This window comes from Burkholderia sp. AU16482 (assembly GCF_002223285.1).
GTDB classification, from domain to species: domain Bacteria; phylum Pseudomonadota; class Gammaproteobacteria; order Burkholderiales; family Burkholderiaceae; genus Burkholderia; species Burkholderia semiarida.
Window position 1 is genome coordinate 961,730 of the sequence record NZ_NKEY01000006.1, and the last position, 18,948, is coordinate 980,677.

At 67.3% G+C, this 18,948-nt stretch carries 20 protein-coding genes; 13 read left to right on the top strand and 7 right to left on the bottom strand.

Going from position 1 to position 18,948, the window contains the following annotated elements; all coding sequences use genetic code 11:
• Positions 1–154: 154 nt before the first annotated feature.
• Positions 155–502 carry a DUF3564 family protein gene (locus CFB35_RS21685; RefSeq protein WP_059574605.1) on the bottom strand — a complete coding sequence of 116 codons (348 nt, stop codon included), beginning with the start codon at positions 500–502 and terminating at the stop codon, positions 155–157.
• Positions 503–1,149: 647 nt separating this feature from the next.
• Here CFB35_RS21685 and CFB35_RS21690 point away from each other — a divergent pair.
• Complete coding sequence (locus tag CFB35_RS21690) at positions 1,150–2,361, top strand: SDR family oxidoreductase (protein WP_089465551.1); 1,212 nt, start codon at positions 1,150–1,152, stop codon at positions 2,359–2,361.
• Positions 2,362–2,416: 55 nt separating this feature from the next.
• Here CFB35_RS21690 and hpaR read toward each other — a convergent pair whose 3' ends face one another.
• Positions 2,417–2,857 carry a homoprotocatechuate degradation operon regulator HpaR gene (hpaR, locus tag CFB35_RS21695; RefSeq protein ID WP_089465552.1) on the bottom strand — a complete coding sequence of 147 codons (441 nt, stop codon included), beginning with the start codon at positions 2,855–2,857 and terminating at the stop codon, positions 2,417–2,419.
• A gap of 152 nt (positions 2,858–3,009) precedes the next feature.
• On the opposite strand from hpaR, the gene CFB35_RS21700 reads away from it, so the two are divergent.
• The 7 genes from CFB35_RS21700 (at position 3,010) to hpaI (ending at position 8,996) form a co-directional block, all read left to right on the top strand.
• Complete coding sequence (locus tag CFB35_RS21700) at positions 3,010–3,699, top strand: fumarylacetoacetate hydrolase family protein (RefSeq protein ID WP_059574599.1); 690 nt, start codon at positions 3,010–3,012, stop codon at positions 3,697–3,699.
• The gene (locus CFB35_RS21705) at positions 3,696–4,460 is read left to right on the top strand and encodes a fumarylacetoacetate hydrolase family protein (RefSeq protein WP_089465553.1); all 765 of its coding nucleotides are present in this window, start codon (positions 3,696–3,698) and stop codon (positions 4,458–4,460) included. Before CFB35_RS21700 ends, CFB35_RS21705 begins: the two co-directional genes overlap by 4 nt.
• A 26-nt stretch (positions 4,461–4,486) precedes the next feature.
• Complete coding sequence (gene hpaE, locus CFB35_RS21710; RefSeq protein WP_059574595.1) at positions 4,487–5,950, top strand: 5-carboxymethyl-2-hydroxymuconate semialdehyde dehydrogenase; 1,464 nt, start codon at positions 4,487–4,489, stop codon at positions 5,948–5,950.
• 116 nt (positions 5,951–6,066) lie between these two features.
• Positions 6,067–6,915 carry a 3,4-dihydroxyphenylacetate 2,3-dioxygenase gene (gene hpaD, locus CFB35_RS21715; RefSeq protein ID WP_059574594.1) on the top strand — a complete coding sequence of 283 codons (849 nt, stop codon included), beginning with the start codon at positions 6,067–6,069 and terminating at the stop codon, positions 6,913–6,915.
• A gap of 44 nt (positions 6,916–6,959) precedes the next feature.
• On the top strand, positions 6,960–7,352 hold the full coding sequence (locus tag CFB35_RS21720) for a 5-carboxymethyl-2-hydroxymuconate Delta-isomerase (RefSeq protein ID WP_059574592.1): 393 nt from the start codon (positions 6,960–6,962) through the stop codon (positions 7,350–7,352).
• A 21-nt stretch (positions 7,353–7,373) separates the two neighbouring features.
• Positions 7,374–8,177 (top strand): 2-oxo-hept-4-ene-1,7-dioate hydratase, encoded by an 804-nt coding sequence (hpaH, locus tag CFB35_RS21725; protein WP_059574589.1) that lies wholly within the window; start codon positions 7,374–7,376, stop codon positions 8,175–8,177.
• A 12-nt stretch (positions 8,178–8,189) separates the two neighbouring features.
• Positions 8,190–8,996 (top strand): 4-hydroxy-2-oxoheptanedioate aldolase, encoded by an 807-nt coding sequence (gene hpaI / locus CFB35_RS21730; RefSeq protein WP_059574587.1) that lies wholly within the window; start codon positions 8,190–8,192, stop codon positions 8,994–8,996.
• Positions 8,997–9,071: 75 nt separating this feature from the next.
• On the opposite strand, the gene CFB35_RS21735 is transcribed toward hpaI, so the two are convergent.
• A complete protein-coding gene (locus CFB35_RS21735; RefSeq protein ID WP_059574585.1) occupies positions 9,072–9,863 on the bottom strand; it encodes a helix-turn-helix domain-containing protein in 792 nt (263 codons plus the stop codon).
• Positions 9,864–9,958: 95 nt separating this feature from the next.
• Between CFB35_RS21735 and CFB35_RS21740 the strand changes: the two genes are divergently transcribed.
• The 4 genes from CFB35_RS21740 to CFB35_RS21755 all read left to right on the top strand — a co-directional run bounded on the left by CFB35_RS21740 (position 9,959) and on the right by CFB35_RS21755 (position 12,427).
• Positions 9,959–10,210 carry a hypothetical protein gene (locus tag CFB35_RS21740; RefSeq protein ID WP_059574583.1) on the top strand — a complete coding sequence of 84 codons (252 nt, stop codon included), beginning with the start codon at positions 9,959–9,961 and terminating at the stop codon, positions 10,208–10,210.
• Positions 10,211–10,240: 30 nt separating this feature from the next.
• Complete coding sequence (locus tag CFB35_RS21745) at positions 10,241–11,203, top strand: zinc-binding alcohol dehydrogenase family protein (protein WP_059574581.1); 963 nt, start codon at positions 10,241–10,243, stop codon at positions 11,201–11,203.
• A gap of 184 nt (positions 11,204–11,387) precedes the next feature.
• Positions 11,388–11,855 (top strand): helix-turn-helix domain-containing protein, encoded by a 468-nt coding sequence (locus CFB35_RS21750; protein WP_059574579.1) that lies wholly within the window; start codon positions 11,388–11,390, stop codon positions 11,853–11,855.
• Positions 11,852–12,427, top strand: a complete 576-nt coding sequence (locus tag CFB35_RS21755) for a PIN domain-containing protein (protein WP_059574577.1) — start codon at positions 11,852–11,854, stop codon at positions 12,425–12,427. The genes CFB35_RS21750 and CFB35_RS21755 overlap by 4 nt, the downstream gene beginning before the upstream one ends.
• A gap of 171 nt (positions 12,428–12,598) precedes the next feature.
• Here the strand turns inward: CFB35_RS21755 and CFB35_RS21760 are convergent, their stop codons facing one another.
• The 4 genes from CFB35_RS21760 to CFB35_RS21775 form a co-directional block, all read right to left on the bottom strand.
• Complete coding sequence (locus CFB35_RS21760; RefSeq protein WP_059574575.1) at positions 12,599–13,690, bottom strand: porin; 1,092 nt, start codon at positions 13,688–13,690, stop codon at positions 12,599–12,601.
• A gap of 155 nt (positions 13,691–13,845) precedes the next feature.
• Positions 13,846–14,913 carry an ABC transporter ATP-binding protein gene (locus CFB35_RS21765; protein WP_059574573.1) on the bottom strand — a complete coding sequence of 356 codons (1,068 nt, stop codon included), beginning with the start codon at positions 14,911–14,913 and terminating at the stop codon, positions 13,846–13,848.
• Positions 14,906–16,678 (bottom strand): iron ABC transporter permease, encoded by a 1,773-nt coding sequence (locus CFB35_RS21770; RefSeq protein WP_059574572.1) that lies wholly within the window; start codon positions 16,676–16,678, stop codon positions 14,906–14,908. The genes CFB35_RS21765 and CFB35_RS21770 overlap by 8 nt, the downstream gene beginning before the upstream one ends.
• Positions 16,679–16,778: 100 nt before the next feature.
• Positions 16,779–17,879, bottom strand: a complete 1,101-nt coding sequence (locus CFB35_RS21775; protein WP_059574571.1) for an ABC transporter substrate-binding protein — start codon at positions 17,877–17,879, stop codon at positions 16,779–16,781.
• A gap of 369 nt (positions 17,880–18,248) precedes the next feature.
• Between CFB35_RS21775 and CFB35_RS21780 the strand changes: the two genes are divergently transcribed.
• Positions 18,249–18,929, top strand: coding sequence for a response regulator (locus tag CFB35_RS21780; RefSeq protein ID WP_059574569.1), 681 nt, complete (start codon positions 18,249–18,251; stop codon positions 18,927–18,929).
• Positions 18,930–18,948 lie beyond the last annotated feature (19 nt).

Sequence of the window (18,948 nt, forward strand, 5' to 3'; positions counted from 1 at the left end):
CGCACGCGATCAATTGCCCGTGCTCCGGTTATTTCTTTAATCTCGAAAATGAAAAGCGCCTCGAGCCGAGGCGCCATTCATGCTGAATATCGAAATGAATATCGTGGATGTCGGAATAAACCCGAAAACCGCAGACGATTCAGGTCAATAATACCTATCGGGCCACGGAAATAAATTCGCGGTATTCCGGCTGGGTCGTGCAGGTATCGACCGCCTGCAGCCGCCACGCGCCTGCGGGATGCTCGCCGGCGAGCACGGCGGGGCCCTGTTCGCGCCGCATCGCGTCGAACGACAGCCCCTTCAATTGACAGACGGCATTGCCGCTGTCGGCCGCGCAGAGCGCCATCGCGCCCTGCACGTCGCGGACCTTGCCCCAGGTCGGAAGGTCGATGCCCTGATGTGCCTCGCGCGACCACAGTCCCTCGTCGGTATCGACCCACAAGACCGCGAAGGAATGCCGGGTTGCCGATTCGCTGCCATTAATCCGAATGGTGAGGCGCATTGGATCCTCTCCTGAAAAGTTGAAACGTTCGACCGATTTGACTTGAACAGTCTAGATAGACTGGTGTGAAACGCAAGTGATAAACCGCAATAAATCCGTATTGAGTCCATTTCGGTTTCAGATGAAAGGACGTCTGATGATGCATGGTCATTCCCGATGCGTCAGCACACACGGGCGATAGCGGCGATCGCGGCGCCCGGCCGGACACGCGCGGCCGTCAAGAGATGGGATGACGGGCGGACACCCGCGTCGATCTGTCGCGCGCCGGCTGCCGTCGAATCGGGCCGCCCGACGCCATCGGGCACCGCCCGAACTCGGCCGCACCGAACGTTTCAGCGTTCCGACGCGGCGGCCGGCACGACACACTCCGACAATCGCGTACAAATCTGCACACTTTCACGAAACTTTCGGGACAGACTTGCACGCGTTCGAGCCCCACACTGGGCACTTCCCGATCCCATGCGCGGACGCCCGTCCGCGCCGGCTGCCGCCGCCTCGTGCCAGCGCGCGATCGACGCGATCGCAGGGCGTCCGCCCGATCGGGAGCCGCCGGGGCGCGCGTCAGCCCCGGCCCGGCCGCTGAGCCGTGCGCCGGCCCGCAACCGCGGGCGCCGCGCCGCCCGGCCGATTCTTCGAAGGAGACTATCGTGCTGATCTGGAAAACCGCGTTGTCGCTCAACTGGCGCACGAGCCTCGTGTCGCCGGCCAGCGCGCCGGTCGCGGCGGCGAACGTCGGCCGGCTCGTGCTGACCGGCGCCACGGGCTTCATCGGCAGTACCGTGCTGACGGCGCTCGTCAATGCAGGGCTGCTCGAACGCGTGGTGTGCGTCGTGCGCGCGCAGGACCGCGGCCATGCGGTCGCGCGGCTGCGTGAAGCCGCGCTGCGCGCGGGGCTCGCGCCGTACTGGGCATCGCGCCTGACCGAAGCGAACGTGATCGTCGGCGCGCTCGGCGACGTGTGGCACGGCGCCGACGCGCCGCGCCTGGCCGGCGCGACGCACGTGATTCACTGCGCGGGCCACGCATCGCCGGCCGACGGCGCGCACCTGCAGGCCGACATCGCCGATGCGGTGCGCTTCGCCGAACGCTTTGCGCGCGCGCCGCGCCTGCAGCGCTTCGTGTACGTGGGCACGGCCTACGCGCACGCGGGCCGCGGCGGGATCGTGCAGGAAGAGGCGGAACGCGCCACGGGCAACGATGCCGCGCCGGGCGCTGAAGGCCTGCCGGGCGCGGTGCTCGCGGCCGACTACCTGCACGCGAAGGCGCAAACGGAGCAGCGCCTGCGCGCGCTCGGGCTGCCGCTCGTCGTCGTGCGGCCGTCGCACGTGGTCGGCCACACGGTGCTCGGCACGCGGCCCGCGCCGAATTCGTTCTGGATGTTCCGGCTCGCGCATGCGGCGCGCCGCTTCACCGCGCGGCCGATGACGCGCATCGACATCGTGTCGGTGGACGACGTGGCGCGCGCGACGATGCTGCTGGCCGTCAAGCCGACGCTCGCGCACGACGTCTATCACGTGTCGGCCGGCGACGAGGCGCCGCAGGTCGCGCAGATCGTGCGCGCGATGGACGAGGCGGCGGGAATGACCGGGGCGCCGCGCTACGCCGCATGCGCACCGGCCGAACTGCCGCTCGTCGTGCGCGACGTGCTCGGGCGCCGCGATCCGGCCCTGGAGCGCGTGATCGGCCGGGCGCTGCAGCGCTGCGGGGAATTCGCGACGGTCGATCGCGTATTCGACAATCGCCGCGTGCGCGATGAAATCGATTTCGAACCGTTGCCGTTCATCGATTACGTCGAGGAGTGCATGCGCACGTCACGCGGGGTGGCCGTGACCGAGCTGATGCGCGGCGCGTTCCACTGATCGCCCGTGTCGCACCGGCGCCCGTTCCCGCAGGCCGCGGAAGCGGGCGCCGCCGTCACGTGTCGCTGCCGAGCTCGATGAGCCGGTCGAGCGCGCGGTAGATGTCCTCGAGCCCGTCCTCGCCGAACCGCGACTCGAGTTGCCGGTATTGCTCGTCGATGCGCGGACCGATTTCCGTCACCAGTTTCCTGCTTTGCGGCGTCAGGCTGACCAGCAGCCGGCGCTGATCCTCCTGCGCGCGCGTGCGCGTGATCAGGCCGTCGCGCTCCATCCGTTCCAGCACGCCGGTCAGGCTCGGGCTCAGGATGCAGCAGCGTTTCGCGATCTGCCCGGCTTCGAGCGCCTGCGCCGGTTCGCCGTCGAGCACGCGGATGATCCGCCATTGCTGTTCGGTCAGCGAGAATTCCTTGAGAATGGGGCGAAACAGACCCATCAGCGTTTCGCGGGCCTCGAGCAGCAGCATGGCCAGGTTGCGATGGTCGAGCGTACGGTTCATCGGGGTGGGCAGAGGTCGGGGACGCATCAATCTTAACAGCCGAAGCTGATGAATTTCGCGTATCAGGGTAATCGAGGTTGCCAGCGCACGATTGTTTACTTAAGATATTAACTATTGACGATGCGCCGCGACGCGCGGCAGGGGAACGACGCATGGAGCTGTCTTGCACGAACGCCGCGGCGCCGCCGTTGCCGGTCGCCATCGGTACCGTCTACGGCGCGTTGCTCAACGAGCGCGCGGCGCTCGACGCGCTCGGCGACGCCGTGAACGCGCCGCCTTACGGCCGCCCGCCGCAGGCGCCGATCCTGTACATCAAATCCGCCAACACGCATGCGGCCGACGGCGCCGCCGTCGTCGTGCCGGCCGGCGTCGACGCGCTGGAAATCGGCGCGTCGGTGGCCGTCGTGTTCGCGCGGCGTGCGACGCGCGTGCCGGCCGCGCACGCGCTCGACTACGTGCACGGCTTCACGCTCGCGAGCGACGTGTCGGTGCCGCATCCCGATTACTACCGCCCGGCCGTGCGCTTCAAGTGCCGCGACGGCTTCTGCCCGCTCGGCCCGGCGATCGTGCCGGCCGCCGCGCTCGCCGATGTCGACGCGATCGGCCTGACGGTGCGGATCGACGGCGCGGTGGCCGCGGCCGCGTCGACCGCGACGCTGATTCGCCCGGTGCGCGCGCTGATCGCCGACGTGACGGCCTTCATGTCGTTCGACGCGGGCGACGTGCTGCTGCTCGGCGTCGCGGGCGGCGCACCGCGTGCCCGCGCGGGCAGCACGATCGAGATCGCCGCGGCCGGCATCGGCACGTTGCGGCATACGCTGATGGCGGAGGAAGCACGATGAAGACGGCGCGCGTGATCTACAACGGCGCACTCCACGCGGCCGAACCGGCCGGCGACGGCGCGATCCGCCTCGATACGGGGCGCGTGGTGGCCGAGGACGCGGTGGCATGGCTGCCGCCCGTCGCGCCGCGCACGACGTTCGCGCTCGGGCTGAACTATGCGGACCACGCGAAGGAACTCGCGTTCAACGCACCGAGCGAACCGCTGATTTTCCTGAAGGGGCCGAACACGTTCATCGGCCACCGGTCGCTGACCGTGCGCCCGGCGGACGCCGCGCACATGCACTACGAGTGCGAACTGGCCGTCGTGATCGGCCGGCCCGCGCGCCACGTGAGCCGCGCGCAGGCGATCGACTACGTGGCCGGCTATACGGTCGCGAACGACTACGCGATCCGCGACTATCTCGAGAACTACTACCGGCCGAACCTGCGCGTGAAGAACCGCGACACCTGCACGCCGCTCGGGCCGTGGTTCGTCAGCCGCGACGAGATCGGCGACGCGGGCGACCTCACGCTGCGCACGACGGTGAACGGCCGCGAGACGCAGCGCGGCAGCACGCGCGACATGGTGTTCGACGTGCCGGCGCTGATCGAGCACATCAGCAGCTTCATGACGCTCTCGCCGGGCGACCTGATCCTGACCGGCACGCCCGAGGGGCTGGCCGACACGAAGCCGGGCGACGAGGTCGTGACCGAAATCGAAGGGATCGGCCGGCTCGTGAACACGATCGTCGGCGAAGCGGACTACTATCGCGCCGGCTGAAGCCGTCGCCCAAGGAAGGAGAGCACATGACCATCAAGCACTGGATCGGCGGCCGCGAAGTGGAGAGCCGCGACACCTTCACGACGCTGAACCCGGCGACGGGTGAAGTCATCACCGACGTCGCGTCGGGCGGCGAGGCCGAGGTCGACGCGGCCGTGCGCGCGGCGAAGGAAGCGTTCCCGAAATGGGCGAACACGCCGGCGAAGGAGCGCGCGAAGCTGATGCGCAGGCTCGGCGAGCTCATCGAGAAGAACGTGCCGATGCTCGCCGCGCTGGAGACGCAGGACACCGGCCTGCCGATCGCGCAGACGAGCAAGCAGCTGATTCCGCGCGCGTCGGAGAACTTCAACTTTTTCGCGGAAGTGTGCGTGCAGATGAACGGCCGCACCTATCCGGTCGACGACCAGATGCTGAACTACACGCTGTACCAGCCGGTCGGCGTATGCGCGCTGGTGTCGCCGTGGAACGTGCCGTTCATGACGGCCACGTGGAAGACGGCGCCGTGCCTCGCGCTCGGCAACACGGCCGTGCTGAAGATGTCGGAGCTGTCGCCGCTGACGGCCGACCAGCTCGGCCGGCTCGCGCTCGAAGCCGGCATCCCGCCGGGCGTGCTGAACGTCGTGCAGGGTTACGGCGCGACGGCCGGCGACGCGCTCGTGCGCCATCCGGACGTGCGCGCGGTGTCGTTTACCGGCGGTACCGTCACCGGCAAGCGGATCATGGAGCGCGCGGGCCTCAAGAAGTATTCGATGGAGCTTGGCGGCAAGTCGCCGGTGCTGATCTTCGACGACGCCGATTTCGACCGCGCGCTCGACGCGTCGCTGTTCACGATCTTCTCGATCAACGGCGAACGCTGCACCGCCGGCTCGCGGATCTTCGTGCAGCGCACGATCTACGACCGCTTCGTGCAGGAATTCGCACGCCGCGCGAACAACCTGGTGGTCGGCGATCCAGCGGATCCGGGCACGAATCTCGGCGCGATGATCACGCGCCAGCACTGGGAAAAGGTGACGGGCTACATCCGCATCGGCGAGCAGGAAGGCGCGCGCGTGGTCGCGGGCGGCGCCGACAAGCCGGCCGGGCTGCCCGACCATCTGCGCAACGGCAACTTCGTGCGGCCGACCGTATTCGCCGACGTCGACAACCGGATGCGCATCGCGCAGGAAGAGATCTTCGGGCCGGTCGCGTGCATCATCCCGTTCGAGGACGAAGACGAAGGGCTGCGGCTCGCGAACGACACGTCGTACGGCCTCGCGTCGTACATCTGGACGCAGGACGTCGGCAAGGTGCATCGGCTCGCGCGCGGCATCGAGGCCGGGATGGTGTTCGTGAACAGCCAGAACGTGCGCGACCTGCGCCAGCCGTTCGGCGGCGTGAAGGAATCGGGCACCGGGCGCGAGGGCGGCGAGTACAGTTTCGAGGTGTTCGCGGAGATCAAGAACGTGTGCATCTCGATGGGTTCGCATCACATTCCGCGCTGGGGCGTGTGACGGGAGCGGGTGGTGTCGCCGCAAGAACGAACGATTCCTTGGCCGGCACGCCGGCCAAGCATGGGGCCGGAGTAACCGCTAAAGCGCTAACTCCGGCCGACTGGGAGACTTGAACGATGGGCAAACTGTCCCTCGCCGCGAAGATCACGCACGTGCCGTCGATGTACCTGTCGGAACTGCCCGGTAAGCATCACGGCTGCCGTGATGCGGCGATCCGCGGCCACCGGCTGATCGGTGAGCGCTGCCGTGCGCTCGGCGTCGACACGATCGTCGTGTCGGACGTGCACTGGCTCGTCAACGCGGGCTATCACGTGAACTGCAATGCAAGCTTCGCGGGCACCTATACGAGCAACGAGTTGCCCCATTTCATCCGCGACATGCAGTACGCGTACCCGGGCAACCCGGCGCTCGGCCGGCTGATCGCCGAAACGGCCACCGAGCGCGGCATCGCGACGCGCGCGCACGAGATCGACAGCCTCGAGCTCGAGTACGGCACGCTCGTGCCGATGCGCTACATGAACGGCGACCAGCACTTCAAGGTCGTGTCGATCGCCGGCTGGTGCATGTGGCATCAACTCGACGAGAGCCGGCGCTTCGGCGAGGCGCTGCTCGAAGCGATCGAGAAGAGCGATTCGAACGTCGCGTTCCTCGCGAGCGGTTCGCTGTCGCACCGCTTCAACGACAACGGCAGCCCCGAGGAATCGATCCACCAGATCAGCCGCGAATTCTTCCGGCAGGTCGACTTGCGCGTGGTCGAACTGTGGAAGCAGGGCGATTTCAGGACGTTTTGCGCGATGCTGCCCGAGTACAACGTGCATTGCCATGGCGAAGGCGGCATGCACGACACCGCGATGCTGCTCGGGCTGCTCGGCTGGGATCGCTACGACAAGCCCGTCGAGATCGTCACCGACTATTTCGCGAGCTCGGGCACCGGGCAGATCAACGCGATCTTCCCGCTGCCCTGAGCATTGCCGCCCACCACGACTTCGAATCCGACCGGAGACTTGCCATGCCACACATCGTCGTCGAATACACCGCGAACATCCGCGACGACGCACGCATTCCCGCGCTGCTGCGCACGATCAACGCGACGCTGATCGCGCAGGGCGGCGTGTTCCCGACCGGCGGCATTCGTTCGCGCGCGATCGAGCTGCACGACTACTGCATCGCCGACGGCGCGGAGGACGACGCGTTCGTCCACGTGACGCTGAAGATCGGCGCGGGCCGCAGCGACGAAACGAAGCAAGCCGCATGCGACGCGCTGTTCGACGCGATCAAGGCGCATTTCGCCGAGCTGTACGCGAAGCGTTATCTTGCTCTGTCGATGGAATTGATCGAGTTCAGCGAAAGCGGCTCGTACAAGCACAACAACATTCACGCCCGCTACAAGCGGGCCGGCTGAACCCCATTTATCGATCCGACCATGCTCGAACCCGCCATCATCGACCAGCTCGCGCACCGTCTGCACGACGCCGAGCGCGCGCGCACGCAGATCCGCCAGATCTCGCTCGACCATCCCGACATCACGATCGACGACGCGTATGCGATCCAGCGCGCGTGGGTGACGCTCAAGCTCGCGGAAGGCCGCACGCTGAAGGGGCACAAGATCGGCCTCACGTCGAAGGCGATGCAGAACACGTCGCAGATCGACGAGCCCGACTACGGCGCGCTGCTCGACGACATGTTCTTCGAGGACGGCGGCACGATACCGACCGGCCGCTTCATCGTGCCGCGTGTGGAAGTCGAACTCGCGTTCGTGCTCGGCAAGCGGCTCACCGGCCCGAACTGCACGATCTTCGACGTGTACGACGCGGTCGATTACGTCGTGCCGGCGCTCGAGATCATCGACGCGCGCAGCCAGTCGATCGACCCCGATACGAAGCGGCCGCGCAAGGTGTTCGACACGATCGCCGACAACGCGGCGAACGCGGGCGTCGTGATCGGCGGCCGGCCGGTGCGCCCGCGGGACGTCGATTTGCGCTGGGTCGCGGCGATCATGTCGCGCAACGGCGTGGTCGAGGAAACCGGTGTCGCGGCCGGCGTGCTGAACCATCCGGCGAATGGCGTCGCGTGGCTCGCGAACCGGCTGTCGCGTTTCGACGTCGCGCTGGAGCCTGGGCAGATCGTGCTCGGCGGGTCGTTTACGCGGCCCTGCGCGGCGCGTGCGGGCGATACGTTCAGCGTCGACTACGGCCCGCTCGGGACGATCCAGTGCTACTTCGAGTGAGGTGAGCGGACGATGCGGATTCCGTCGAATGTCTTCAAGGCCGCGCTCGCGCGCGGCGACGCGCAGATCGGCCTGTGGCTCGGCCTCGCGAATCCCTACAGCGCGGAAGTGGTCGCCGGCGCCGGTTTCGACTGGCTGCTGATCGACGGCGAGCATGCGCCGAACACGGTGCCGACGATCCTCGCGCAACTGCAGGCGATCGCGCCGTATCCGTCGCATCCGGTCGTGCGCGTGCCGTGGAACGATCCGGTGATCGTCAAGCAGGTGCTCGATCTCGGCGCGCAAACGCTGCTCGTGCCGATGGTGCAGAACGCGGACGAGGCGCGTGCGGCGGTGGCCGCGACCCGTTATCCGCCGCACGGAATCCGCGGCGTCGGCAGCGCGCTCGCGCGCGCATCGCGGTGGAATCGCGTCGGCGAGTACCTGCATCGCGCGAACGACGAGATGGCCGTGCTCGTGCAGGTCGAGACGCGGGCCGGGCTCGACGCGATCGATGCGATTGCGCGGGTCGACGGTGTCGATGGCGTGTTCATTGGCCCGGCCGATCTGGCCGCCGATCTCGGGCATCTCGGCAATCCAGGCCACCCCGATGTGCAGGCCGCGATCGACGGCGCGATCCGCGCGATCAAGGCGGCCGGCAAGGCGCCGGGCATCCTGAGCGCGGATGAAGCGGCCGCGCGGCGCTATCTGGAAGCGAGCGCGTTGTTCGTCGCGGTCGGTGTCGATACGACGCTGCTGGCGAGGAGCGCGGAGCGGCTTGCGGCGCAGTTCAAGAAGGGCGGCGACGCCGCCGCGAAGAAGGGCGACGGCACGTATTGACGCGGCGGCGGGCGGTTGTTGTCTGCCGCCCGCCGGATTTTCGCCGTGCGGCTGCATGCGCGCGCATCGCCGCAGCTATCCCTGCGCCTGGCTTCCCCCCGCCAAATATCTCCCCGGCGTCGTCCCCAGCGCGCGCCGGAACATGTCGATGAACGCGCTCACGTTGTCGTATCCGAGATCGAGCGCGATCGTCGTCACCGGCACGCCGTCGGCGATGCGTTCCAGCGCCCGCAGCAGCCTCGCTTGCTGACGCCATTGCGCGAACGTCAGCCCGGTTTCGGCGACGAAGCGGCGGCTCATCGTCCGTGCGCCGATGCCGGCCCATTCGGCCCATTCCTCCAGCCGCCGGTCGTTCGCGAGATCCGCGGCCAGCGCATCGGTGATCTTCACGAGCCGCGGGTCCCGCGGTCGCACCAGCCCCAGCGCCTCGGCTTCCGATGCCGCGATTTCATCGAGGATCACGTCGGCGATCCGTGTCTGCGCGGCATCCAGTTCGGAATCGCCCCAGCTCGCCGCGCGCTGCACGGCCTCGTGCAGCAGCGGCGTCGTGCGGATCGCACGCGGCGTGGCCGGCAGCGCCGCGCAGCGCGCTTCGGCGACGAACGCCGACCAGCCGGAAATCGGCCCGAACGAGCGCAGCGAATGCCGGCAGTGCGGCGGGATCCAGATCGCGTGGATCGCGGGCACGACCCACTCCTGATCGTCGAGGCCGATCGTCACGAGCCCGCTCAGCGCGCCGACGAGCTGGCCGCGCGCATGCGAATGGGGCGCGGTGATACGGGGGGCGCGTTGCGACAGGGCGGCGGCGACCACGAACGGGCCGTCGTCGGACGTGACGAAGCGGGCGGGCAGAAGCGGATCGGACATGGCCGGATATCGGTATCGAATGGCCGTTATACCGGAGAACGGCCGGATTTGCACGCCTACACTGCGTCCATCGATGACAACCGGAGTACGACGCGATGCGAGCCGAACAAATGCTTCCCGACCATGCCAACCAGATCGATGCCGGCGGAACGACGATCCGCAAGGGCACGGTTGGCGCTTTTCTGGTCAATGCCCGTGTGTTGACCGATCCGAATGCCGCGCCGGCGGACAGGGCGCGCGCGGAGGCCGATGCGATCGATGCGCTGCCCGCGCTGCGCGCGCTCGGCCTGTTCGACGTGCTGGAAGTGCGCGATCCCGCGCTGCGCGCGTGGCTCGACGCCCGGTAAAGATCCACCGTCCAGATTGAAGGAACCACCATGAAAGCAGCAGTTGTTGAAGGCGCTGGACAGCGCCCGGTTTATACCGAATTCGAACCGCCGCGCGCGATGCCGGGCCACAGCCTGATCGACGTGACGGCGTCCGCGCTGAGCCGCATCGCACAGGGGCGCGCGGCCGGCACGCATTACTCGTCGGATCGACGCTATCCGTTCGTCGTCGGTGTCGACGGCGTGGGGCGTCTCGACGACGGTCGGCGCGTCTACTTCTTCGGCGCCCCCGTGCCGTTCGGCGCGATGGCCGAACGCACGATCGTGCCCGATACGCAGTGCGTGCCGCTGCCGGACACGCTTGACGATGTCACCGCCGCGGCGATCGCGATTCCGGGGATGTCGTCGTGGGCGGCGCTGACCGAACGCGCGCGGTTCGTCGCGGGCGAGACGGTGCTCGTCAACGGTGCAACGGGTACGTCCGGGCGGCTCGCGGTGCGAATCGCGAAGCATCTCGGTGCGGCGAAGGTGATCGCGACGGGCCGCAACGCGGCCGCGTTGCAGGCGTTGCTGAAGGCCGGCGCGGATGCTGTCGTGTCGCTGCAGCAGGACGACGCCGATCTGGCGCGGGCGCTCGAACCGCATTTCCGTGCGGGCGTGGATGTCGTGCTCGATTATCTGTGGGGCGCCAGCGCGCAGACACTGCTGGGCGCGGCCGCGAAAGCGACACCCGGCGGCCGGCGGCTGCGTTTCGTGCAGATCGGCTCGATCGGCGGCGCGGACTTGCCGGTGCCCGGCGCCGTGCTGCGGGCGACCGCGATCGAACTGATGGGCAGCGGTCTGGGCAGCGTGCCGTTGCCGGGCTTGCTGGGTGCTATCCGTGGTGTGTTTGATGCCGCCGCGCCGGCGGGCCTGACGATCGACACGCGCACGGTGCCGCTGTCGGCTGTCGGCGAGCACTGGGGCGATACGAGCAGCGCCGTGCGTTTGGTGTTCACGATGCGTGGTGACTGAACGGCGACGAGCGGGCCGCGGTCGTCACTCTGTACGCGGAAGGACCAGAAGCCGGGTGACGGCGCGTATTGACTGATATCGAGGTTCGGCGGTCTTATAAGGGCTCTATCGATTTTCGTTTATTGCGATTTTCGTTTATTTCGAATAAGATGGCGCATTTGAGAACCCTGCTTGGGAGCGCGCGATGGCCCATACCTCGATGTCCGATACGATCTTGCCGGTGGAGCGCGAGGTGCAGGCGGCGGTCGAAGGACAGCGTGCGCTGGCGGCTTATCTGGCCACGCGAACGGAAATACAGCGCATCCAGATTTTCGATGACGAAAATCGCGCCCATCAGGTCGAGCTTCCGACTTCTGCACTGCGTCTGCTGGTCGACATCCTCGCGGAGCTTGCAGATGGCAATGCGGTCAAGGTCGTGCCCGTTCACGCGGAACTGACCACGCAGGAAGCAGCCGACCTGCTCAATGTGTCCCGTCCACACCTGATCAAGCTGCTCGAATCGAAGGCGCTGCCGTATCACAAGACCGGCAAGCATCGTCGTGTGCGCTTTTCCGATCTGATGCGTTACAAGACCGAACGCGATCGGGCGAGCGCCAATGCGATGGAAGAGTTGGGGCGGCAAGCGCAGGAATTCGGGATGGGCTACGAATGACGAGTTCGCCATTCACGGCGGTCTATGATGCCTGCGTGCTGTACCCGGCACCGTTGCGCGATTTCCTGATGTGGCTCGCATTGAGCGGGTGTTTCAGGGCTCGCTGGAGTGCCGATATCCATAACGAATGGAAACGGAACCTGTTGCGCAAGCGCCCGGACCTCGGCGCCGCACAACTCGACCGGACTGCGAGTCTGATGGATCGCGCGATACCTGATGCGCTGGTGACCGGGTACGAAGCGTTGATCGAGGGCCTGAGGCTGCCGGATGCCGATGATCGGCATGTACTGGCCGCCGCGATCCGCTGCAACGCCAGTGTGATCGTGACGTTCAACCAGAAGGACTTTCCCGACGCAGTGCTGTCGGCGTACGGGGTGGAGGCGCAGCATCCCGACGTGTTCGTCGACAATCTGTTCGATCTCGAGCCGGCTGCGGTTGTCGGCGCAGCACGGCGACAACGCGAAATGCTCAAGCATCCTCCGATGATGGTGGATCGCTACCTCGACATCCTGCAGCGGCAGGGGATGGTTCAGACCTGCAAGGCGCTCGAAGCTTACCGGGCGATTCTCTGAACGAGCCGCCATGGTGTTCGCGTGCTCAGCGAATCGCCGGCACGTTGCTCGCGCATCCGTTTCAACGTGTTTCTTCGGTCGCCCGTGCCGCGCCCCGACATGCGACGAAGCAGAGGGCGACGCGCCCGGAAACGCTCGCACCGTCCTCTGCCCGCCGTCATGTCGGAGCGGTCAGAACCGCTGCTGAATCCCCGCCGTGACCCCCACCTGCGTCGTGCCGTACCCATTGAAATCGCGCGACACGCCGACTTTCTGGTCGTGCTTCGCGATCGCGAACGCACCGGCTGCATACAGCACCGTGCGCTTCGACAGCGCGTACTGCGCACGCACCGACACCAGCGTCGGGTCGGCATCCGTGCCGCCCTTGATGTTCTGGTGGTAGACGGCCGCGATCAACGAGAACGTCGGCGTGAACTGGTACGACCCGCCGAGCCAATACATGTCGCTCAACTGGTTCGCGGCCGTGGTGTGATACGTGCGCCGATAGTTGCGATAGCCGGCCATCGTTTTCAGGTTACCGAAGTCGTAGCTCAGGCCCGCGTGGATGCCTTGAATGTAGTTGACGGTATCGGCCGGCGTGACGCTGTCGGCCGCGCCGTTCTGCCGGTCGAACGTGACCACGGCCGCGAACGGCCCTGTCTCGTAACCGACCGCGAAATCGTATTTCGAGCTGGTCTTCACGCTGCCCGGCACGTTGCCGAAACCGTACAGCGCGCCGAACTTGAAGCCGCTGAATTCGCCGTCGTAGCGCACCGCGTTCGACGAGCGCGTGAACAGGCCGTCCTTGCGGCCGCCCGTCGCCATCGACGAGGTCGCCCACGAGTAGTTCTGCGCGTAGCCCATCGGGTCGAACGGCAGCATGTAGTCGTACGTGACGGTGAAGTTGCGGCCGAGCGACAGTTCGCCCCATTTGCCTTTCAGGCCGACCGTCGCGCGGCGCGCGAAGATCGAGTCGGGGCCGTCGTCGGACGCGCCATTCGCGAGATCGATGCCGCTTTCGAGGCGGAACACGGCCTTCAATCCGCCGCCGAGATCCTCGACGCCGCGCAAGCCCCAGCGCGACGTGTTCTTGTTGCCCGACTTCAGCTTGAACGCATTGCCGCCCTCCGGTGCCGCATGGTTCGTGTATTCGATGCCCGCGTCCATGATCCCGTATATCGTGACCGACGACTGCGCGTGCGCGGCCGGCGCGGCGAGACAGGCTGCCGCGGCCGAACTGGTGAGGACTACTGTTCGAATCGAGCGTTCTGCGCGTGACTTCATTTTGACGGTGTCTCCTAGATTATTGTGGGCGGGTTGAAACAGAAAACGGGTACGCGGCGCGCCAGCGGCGGACGCCGTGAAGCGTCCGCCGATGCGAGTCGCAAAGGGGCGGCTTGAAAGCCGGCGCGGCGGCACGCGAGCCGCCGCGATGCGGATCAGCCCGCTTTCGCGAACGCCCAGCAGTCGTTGGCCGGGAATTCGATCCAGTGCTTGCCGGCCGCGCGCGGCACGTGGCCGAACGCGCGCAGGCGCATCTCGCCGCAATGGAACAGGTATTCCCAGCGGTCGCCGAGATACATCGACGTGACGAGGTCGGCCTGCAGCCGGTTCGCGCCCGGGCCGTCGGCCACCTGCACGCGCTCGAGACGGATCACGGCCTGCGCGTCCTGGCCCGGCGCGAACGTGTCGCGGGCCAGCGCCTGCAACTCCCAGCCGTCGCCGGCAAGCGTCACGCGTTCGCCGTCGACGGCCGCGACGCGCGCGTCGATCCGGTTGTTGCTGCCCATGAATTCGGCGGTATACAGCGAGCGCGGCGCACCGTACAGCTCGGCCGGCGTGCCTTCCTGCTCGATGCGGCCGTTGCGCAGCAGCAGGATGCGATCGGACATCGCCATCGCTTCGGTCTGGTCGTGCGTCACGCACAGGGCCGACAGTCCGAGCGACACGATCAGCTCGCGCAGCCACGCACGCGCTTCCTCGCGCAGCTTCGCGTCGAGGTTCGACAGCGGCTCGTCGAGCAGGATCACCGGCGGGTTGTAGACGAGCGCACGGGCGATCGCGACGCGCTGCTGCTGGCCGCCCGACAGTTGATGCGGAAAGCGTTCGGCGAGATGGCCGAGGCCGAGCTGGTCGAGCGCCGCCTGCACGCGGTGTTTCTGTTCGGCAGGCGCCACGCGGCGCAGCTTGAGCCCGTAGCCGACGTTGTCGGCGACGGTGCGGTGCGGCCACAGCGCGTACGACTGGAACACGAGGCCGAGCGAGCGCTGCTCGACCGGCAGATCGATGCGCCGCGCGCTGTCGAAGAACACGCGCTCGTCGAGCTGGATGCGGCCGTCGGACGGCTGTTCGAGGCCGGCCACCGCGCGCAGCAGCGTGGTCTTGCCGCTGCCCGACGCGCCGAGCAGACACACGACTTCGCCGGCCTTCAGTTCGAACGACACGCCCTTGAGGATCGGGTTGGCGCCGTAGCTGAGGTGCAGATCGTCGACGATGAGCTTATCCATGAAGTTTCACTCCGAAGCGCAGGGCCACGCCGAGACCGGCGCCGACCATCGCGATGTTGATGACAGAGAGCGCGGCGACCTGATCGACGGCGCCGGTCGCCCACAGCGACACGAGCAGCGCGCCGATCACTTCGGTGCCGGGCGACAGCAGGTAGACGGCGGTCGAGTATTCGCGCTCGAAGATCATGAAGATCAGCAGCCACGCGGCGAGCAGGCCGAAGCGCACGAGCGGCAGCGTGACGTCGAGCGACACGCGGCTGCGCGTCGCGCCGACGCTGCGGCCGGCTTCCTCGAGTTCCGGGCCGACCTGCAGCAGCGCGCTCTGGATCAGCCGCATCCCGTACGCGAGCCACACGACCGTGTACGCGATCCAGATGCTCCACATCGAGTTCTTCAGTTCGCGCAGGCCCGGCACGAACAGGAAGATCCACAGGAACGCGAGACCGGCGAGCAGGCCCGGCACGGCGCGCGGCAGCAGCACGAGGTAGTCGAGCAGCCTGGTCGCCCAGTCGGGGCGGCGGTGGCCGGCGAACGCGACGAGCGAGTAGAAGCCGATCGCGAGCGCGCCGCCGATCACGCCGATGCCGAGCGTGTTGACGATCGCGCGCACCAGGTTGTCCTGCTCGAACAGCTCGACGAAGTTCGCCAGCGTCAGCACTTCGCCGAGCGGCACGCCTTCGCCCCAGTTGGTCACGAACGCGCGCAGCAAGATGCCCGAGATCGGCACGATCACGGTCAGCGCGAGCCACAGCGCGACGATCGCGAGCGCGACCCAGCGCCACACGCCGAGCGGCAGCACGGTCGCGCGGCCGGCCTTGCCCTTCACGGTGACGAAGCGGTTCGCGGTCTTCAGCAGGCGGCGCTGCAGCAGCACGAGCGGGAAGGTGATCGCGACGATGCACACGGCGACCGCGGCCATCAGGTGATACGACGGCACGCCGAGCTTGTTGGTCAGCTTGTACAGGTAGGTCGCGAGCACGAGGTGGCCTTCCGGGTCGCCGAGCACGAGCGGCAGCCCGAACACCTCGAAGCCGAGGAAGAACACCAGCACGCCGGCGAACAGCAGCGCGGGCATCGTCATCGGCAGGCTCACGTCGAGCGCGACGCGGAACGGGCGGGCGCCCGCCACGCGCGCGGCTTCCTCGACGTCCGAGCCGAGGTTGCGCAGCGCGGCCGACGAATACAGGTACACGTGCGGCACGTGCGTGAGGCCGACGATCACCGTGATCGCGAAGATCGAATACACGTTCCAGGGCACGCTCTGCGCCCCGAACAGCTCCTTGAACCACACCGAGTAGAAGCCGACCGGGCCGGCCGCGACCACGTAGCCGAACGCGAGCACCATCGGCGACACGAACACCGGCGTGAGCAGCAGCGGTTCGAGCCAGCGGCGGCCGGGCAGGTCCGTGCGCACCATCAGGAACGCGAGGATGCCGCCGAGCGGGATCGAGATGAACAGCATCCCGCCGGCGATGATGAACGAGTTCTTCACGGCCGACCAGAAATCGGGATCGCTGAAGATGAAGCGGAAGCCTTCGATGCCGAGCGTCTTGTTCGCGTCGAAGAACGGCGCGGACAGCAGGCTCTGGAACAGGATGAAGCCGAGCGGCAGCGCGACCGCGACGGTCAGTACCGCGACGACGATCCAGCGCAGCATGCCGGCGAGCGGCTGCAGGCTGCTGACCGGCAGCGCGGGAATCGCGTCGCGCGGGCCGGTGGCGGGCGGAACGGCCGGTGCCGTGCCGCGTGTGCTGGTGGAAAGCATGAGTTCGCCCCTGCGGCCATCCGGATGGCCGCCTCAAGGAAGTCGGTAAGGGGAAGGGGCCGCCCGCGCGCCGTGCGGCGGGCGGCCCGGCGTCAGCGGCTCAGCGCTTGATCGCCTGCTGCCATTGCTTCAGGAACGCGAGGCGCTTCGACTGGTCGAGATAGACGAGCAGGCCGGTGCCGATCTGGATCGGCTTGAGCGAATCGCCGAGTTCCTTCGTGAGGCTCGCGGCCGACGTTTCGCCGGTCACGTCCGCGCGGATCGCGTACAGGTTCGCCTGGTTCGCGATCAGCGTCTGGCCGCGCTTCGACAGCAGGTAGTCGACCCACAGCTTCGCGGCGTTCGGGTTCTTCGCCTTCTTCGACACGGTGGCGAGGCGGCTCACGACCTGCGTGTAGTCCTTCGGAAACACGTAGCCGATCGACTTGTCCTTCTTCGCCTTCGCGTACGCATACGAGCCGATGATGTTGTAGCCGATCAGGTTCTCGCCCGACGAGATGCGCTCCATCATCGCGCCCGTGCTCGACTGCAGCTTCGGGCCGGTCGCGCCGATCGCCTTCACGAGTTCCCACGTGACCTTCTCGTTTACGTGCGCGTCCTGGGTCAGGTAGTTGAAGCCGACGCCCGATTTCTCGATGTCGTAGGTCGTGACCTTGCCCTTGAACTTGTCGGCCTGCGTGGTGAGCAGCTTGATCAGGTCGGCGCGGGTTTTCGGCACCTCGTTCTCGGGGATCAGCCGCTTGTTGTAGACGATCGCGAGCGGCTCGAACGTCGTGCCGTACGCCTGCTTCTGGTACTGCGCCCATTGCGGCACGTTCGGGCTTTCGGGCGAATCGTACGTCGCCATCAGGCCGTCGTTGACGAGCTTGACCTGCAGGTCCATCGCCGAGCTCCACAGCACGTCGGCGCTGGTGCTGCTCGCCGCGTTCTCGCTGATGTAGCGGTTGTACAGCTCGGTGCTGTTCATGTCGTTGTACTCGACCTTCACGCCGTACAGGCTTTCGAAGTCCTTGATCAGCGGACGCACGAGGCCCGTGTCGGTCGTCGAGTAGACGATCAGCTTGCCTTCCTTCTTCGCGGCGTCGATCACGCCCTGGTAGTTCCCCGGGTAGCCGGCCGGAACCTGCGCGGCGGCGCTGCCGGCGGCAGTGCCCAGGACGACCGCCAGCGCGGCGGCGAGGTGCTTCGGTGCAAACGGCATGTCTTCCTCCAGTGATGCGTCGATGTTGTTCGAATGACGCGGATGTTACGGGCGGGGCACTTTCAGCCCGCTTTCATTTCCGTTCGCGATTGCGCCGTTCGCGTCATGGATTTCCCGGGGGCCACGCGGGTTTCGCGGCGCAACAGGGGGACGCGACGCGGGGTGACCGGCTACGCGGGCGCGGCCAGCAGTTGCCCGAGGACTTGGCCACCATGCCGCGCATACGCGGCCGTCCGCGCCGCATATCCGACGCCGCCGCCGCCGACGCGGCCCGTTCGCGGCACCCGCGCAACCCGTGTTTGCGCGAGGCGTGGAGACGGAAAGGATCATGTAATGTAGCGGGCTGTCGCTGACCTTACCGGAATCCCCATGCGTGTGCTGCTCGTCGAAGACAACCCCAACCTGGCCCAGTCGCTGAGCGATGCGCTGAGCGCCGCGCGCTTCGCGGTCGATCACATGGCCGACGGCGAGGCGGCGGACCACGTGCTGCGCACGCAGGATTACGCGTTGGTGATCCTCGATCTCGGGCTGCCGAAGCTCGACGGGCTGGAGGTGCTGCGGCGGCTGCGCGCGCGCCGCAACCCGGTGCCGGTGTTGATTCTCACCGCGCACGGTTCGGTCGAGGATCGCGTGAAAGGGCTCGATCTCGGCGCCGACGACTATCTCGCGAAACCGTTCGAGCTGACCGAACTCGAGGCGCGCGCCCGCGCGTTGATCCGGCGCAGCCTCGGCCACGAGCATTCGCGGGTCGAATGCGGGCCGCTTTCGTATGACAGTATCGATCGGAGCTTCCATCTCGCGGGCGAGCCGCTGTCGCTCACGCCGCGCGAGCGCTCGGTGCTCGAGGTGCTGATCCTGCGCAACGGCCGCGCGATCAACAAGGACACGCTGTCGGAGAAGATCTTCGGGCTCGACGAGTCGGTCAACGCCGATGCGATAGAGATCTACGTATACCGGCTGCGCAAGAAGCTGGAGAACACCGGCGTCGCGATCGTCACGCTGCGCGGGCTCGGCTATCTGCTCGAAGCAAAGGAAGGGACGGCCGAATGAGTGCCCGTCGCGCTCGCTC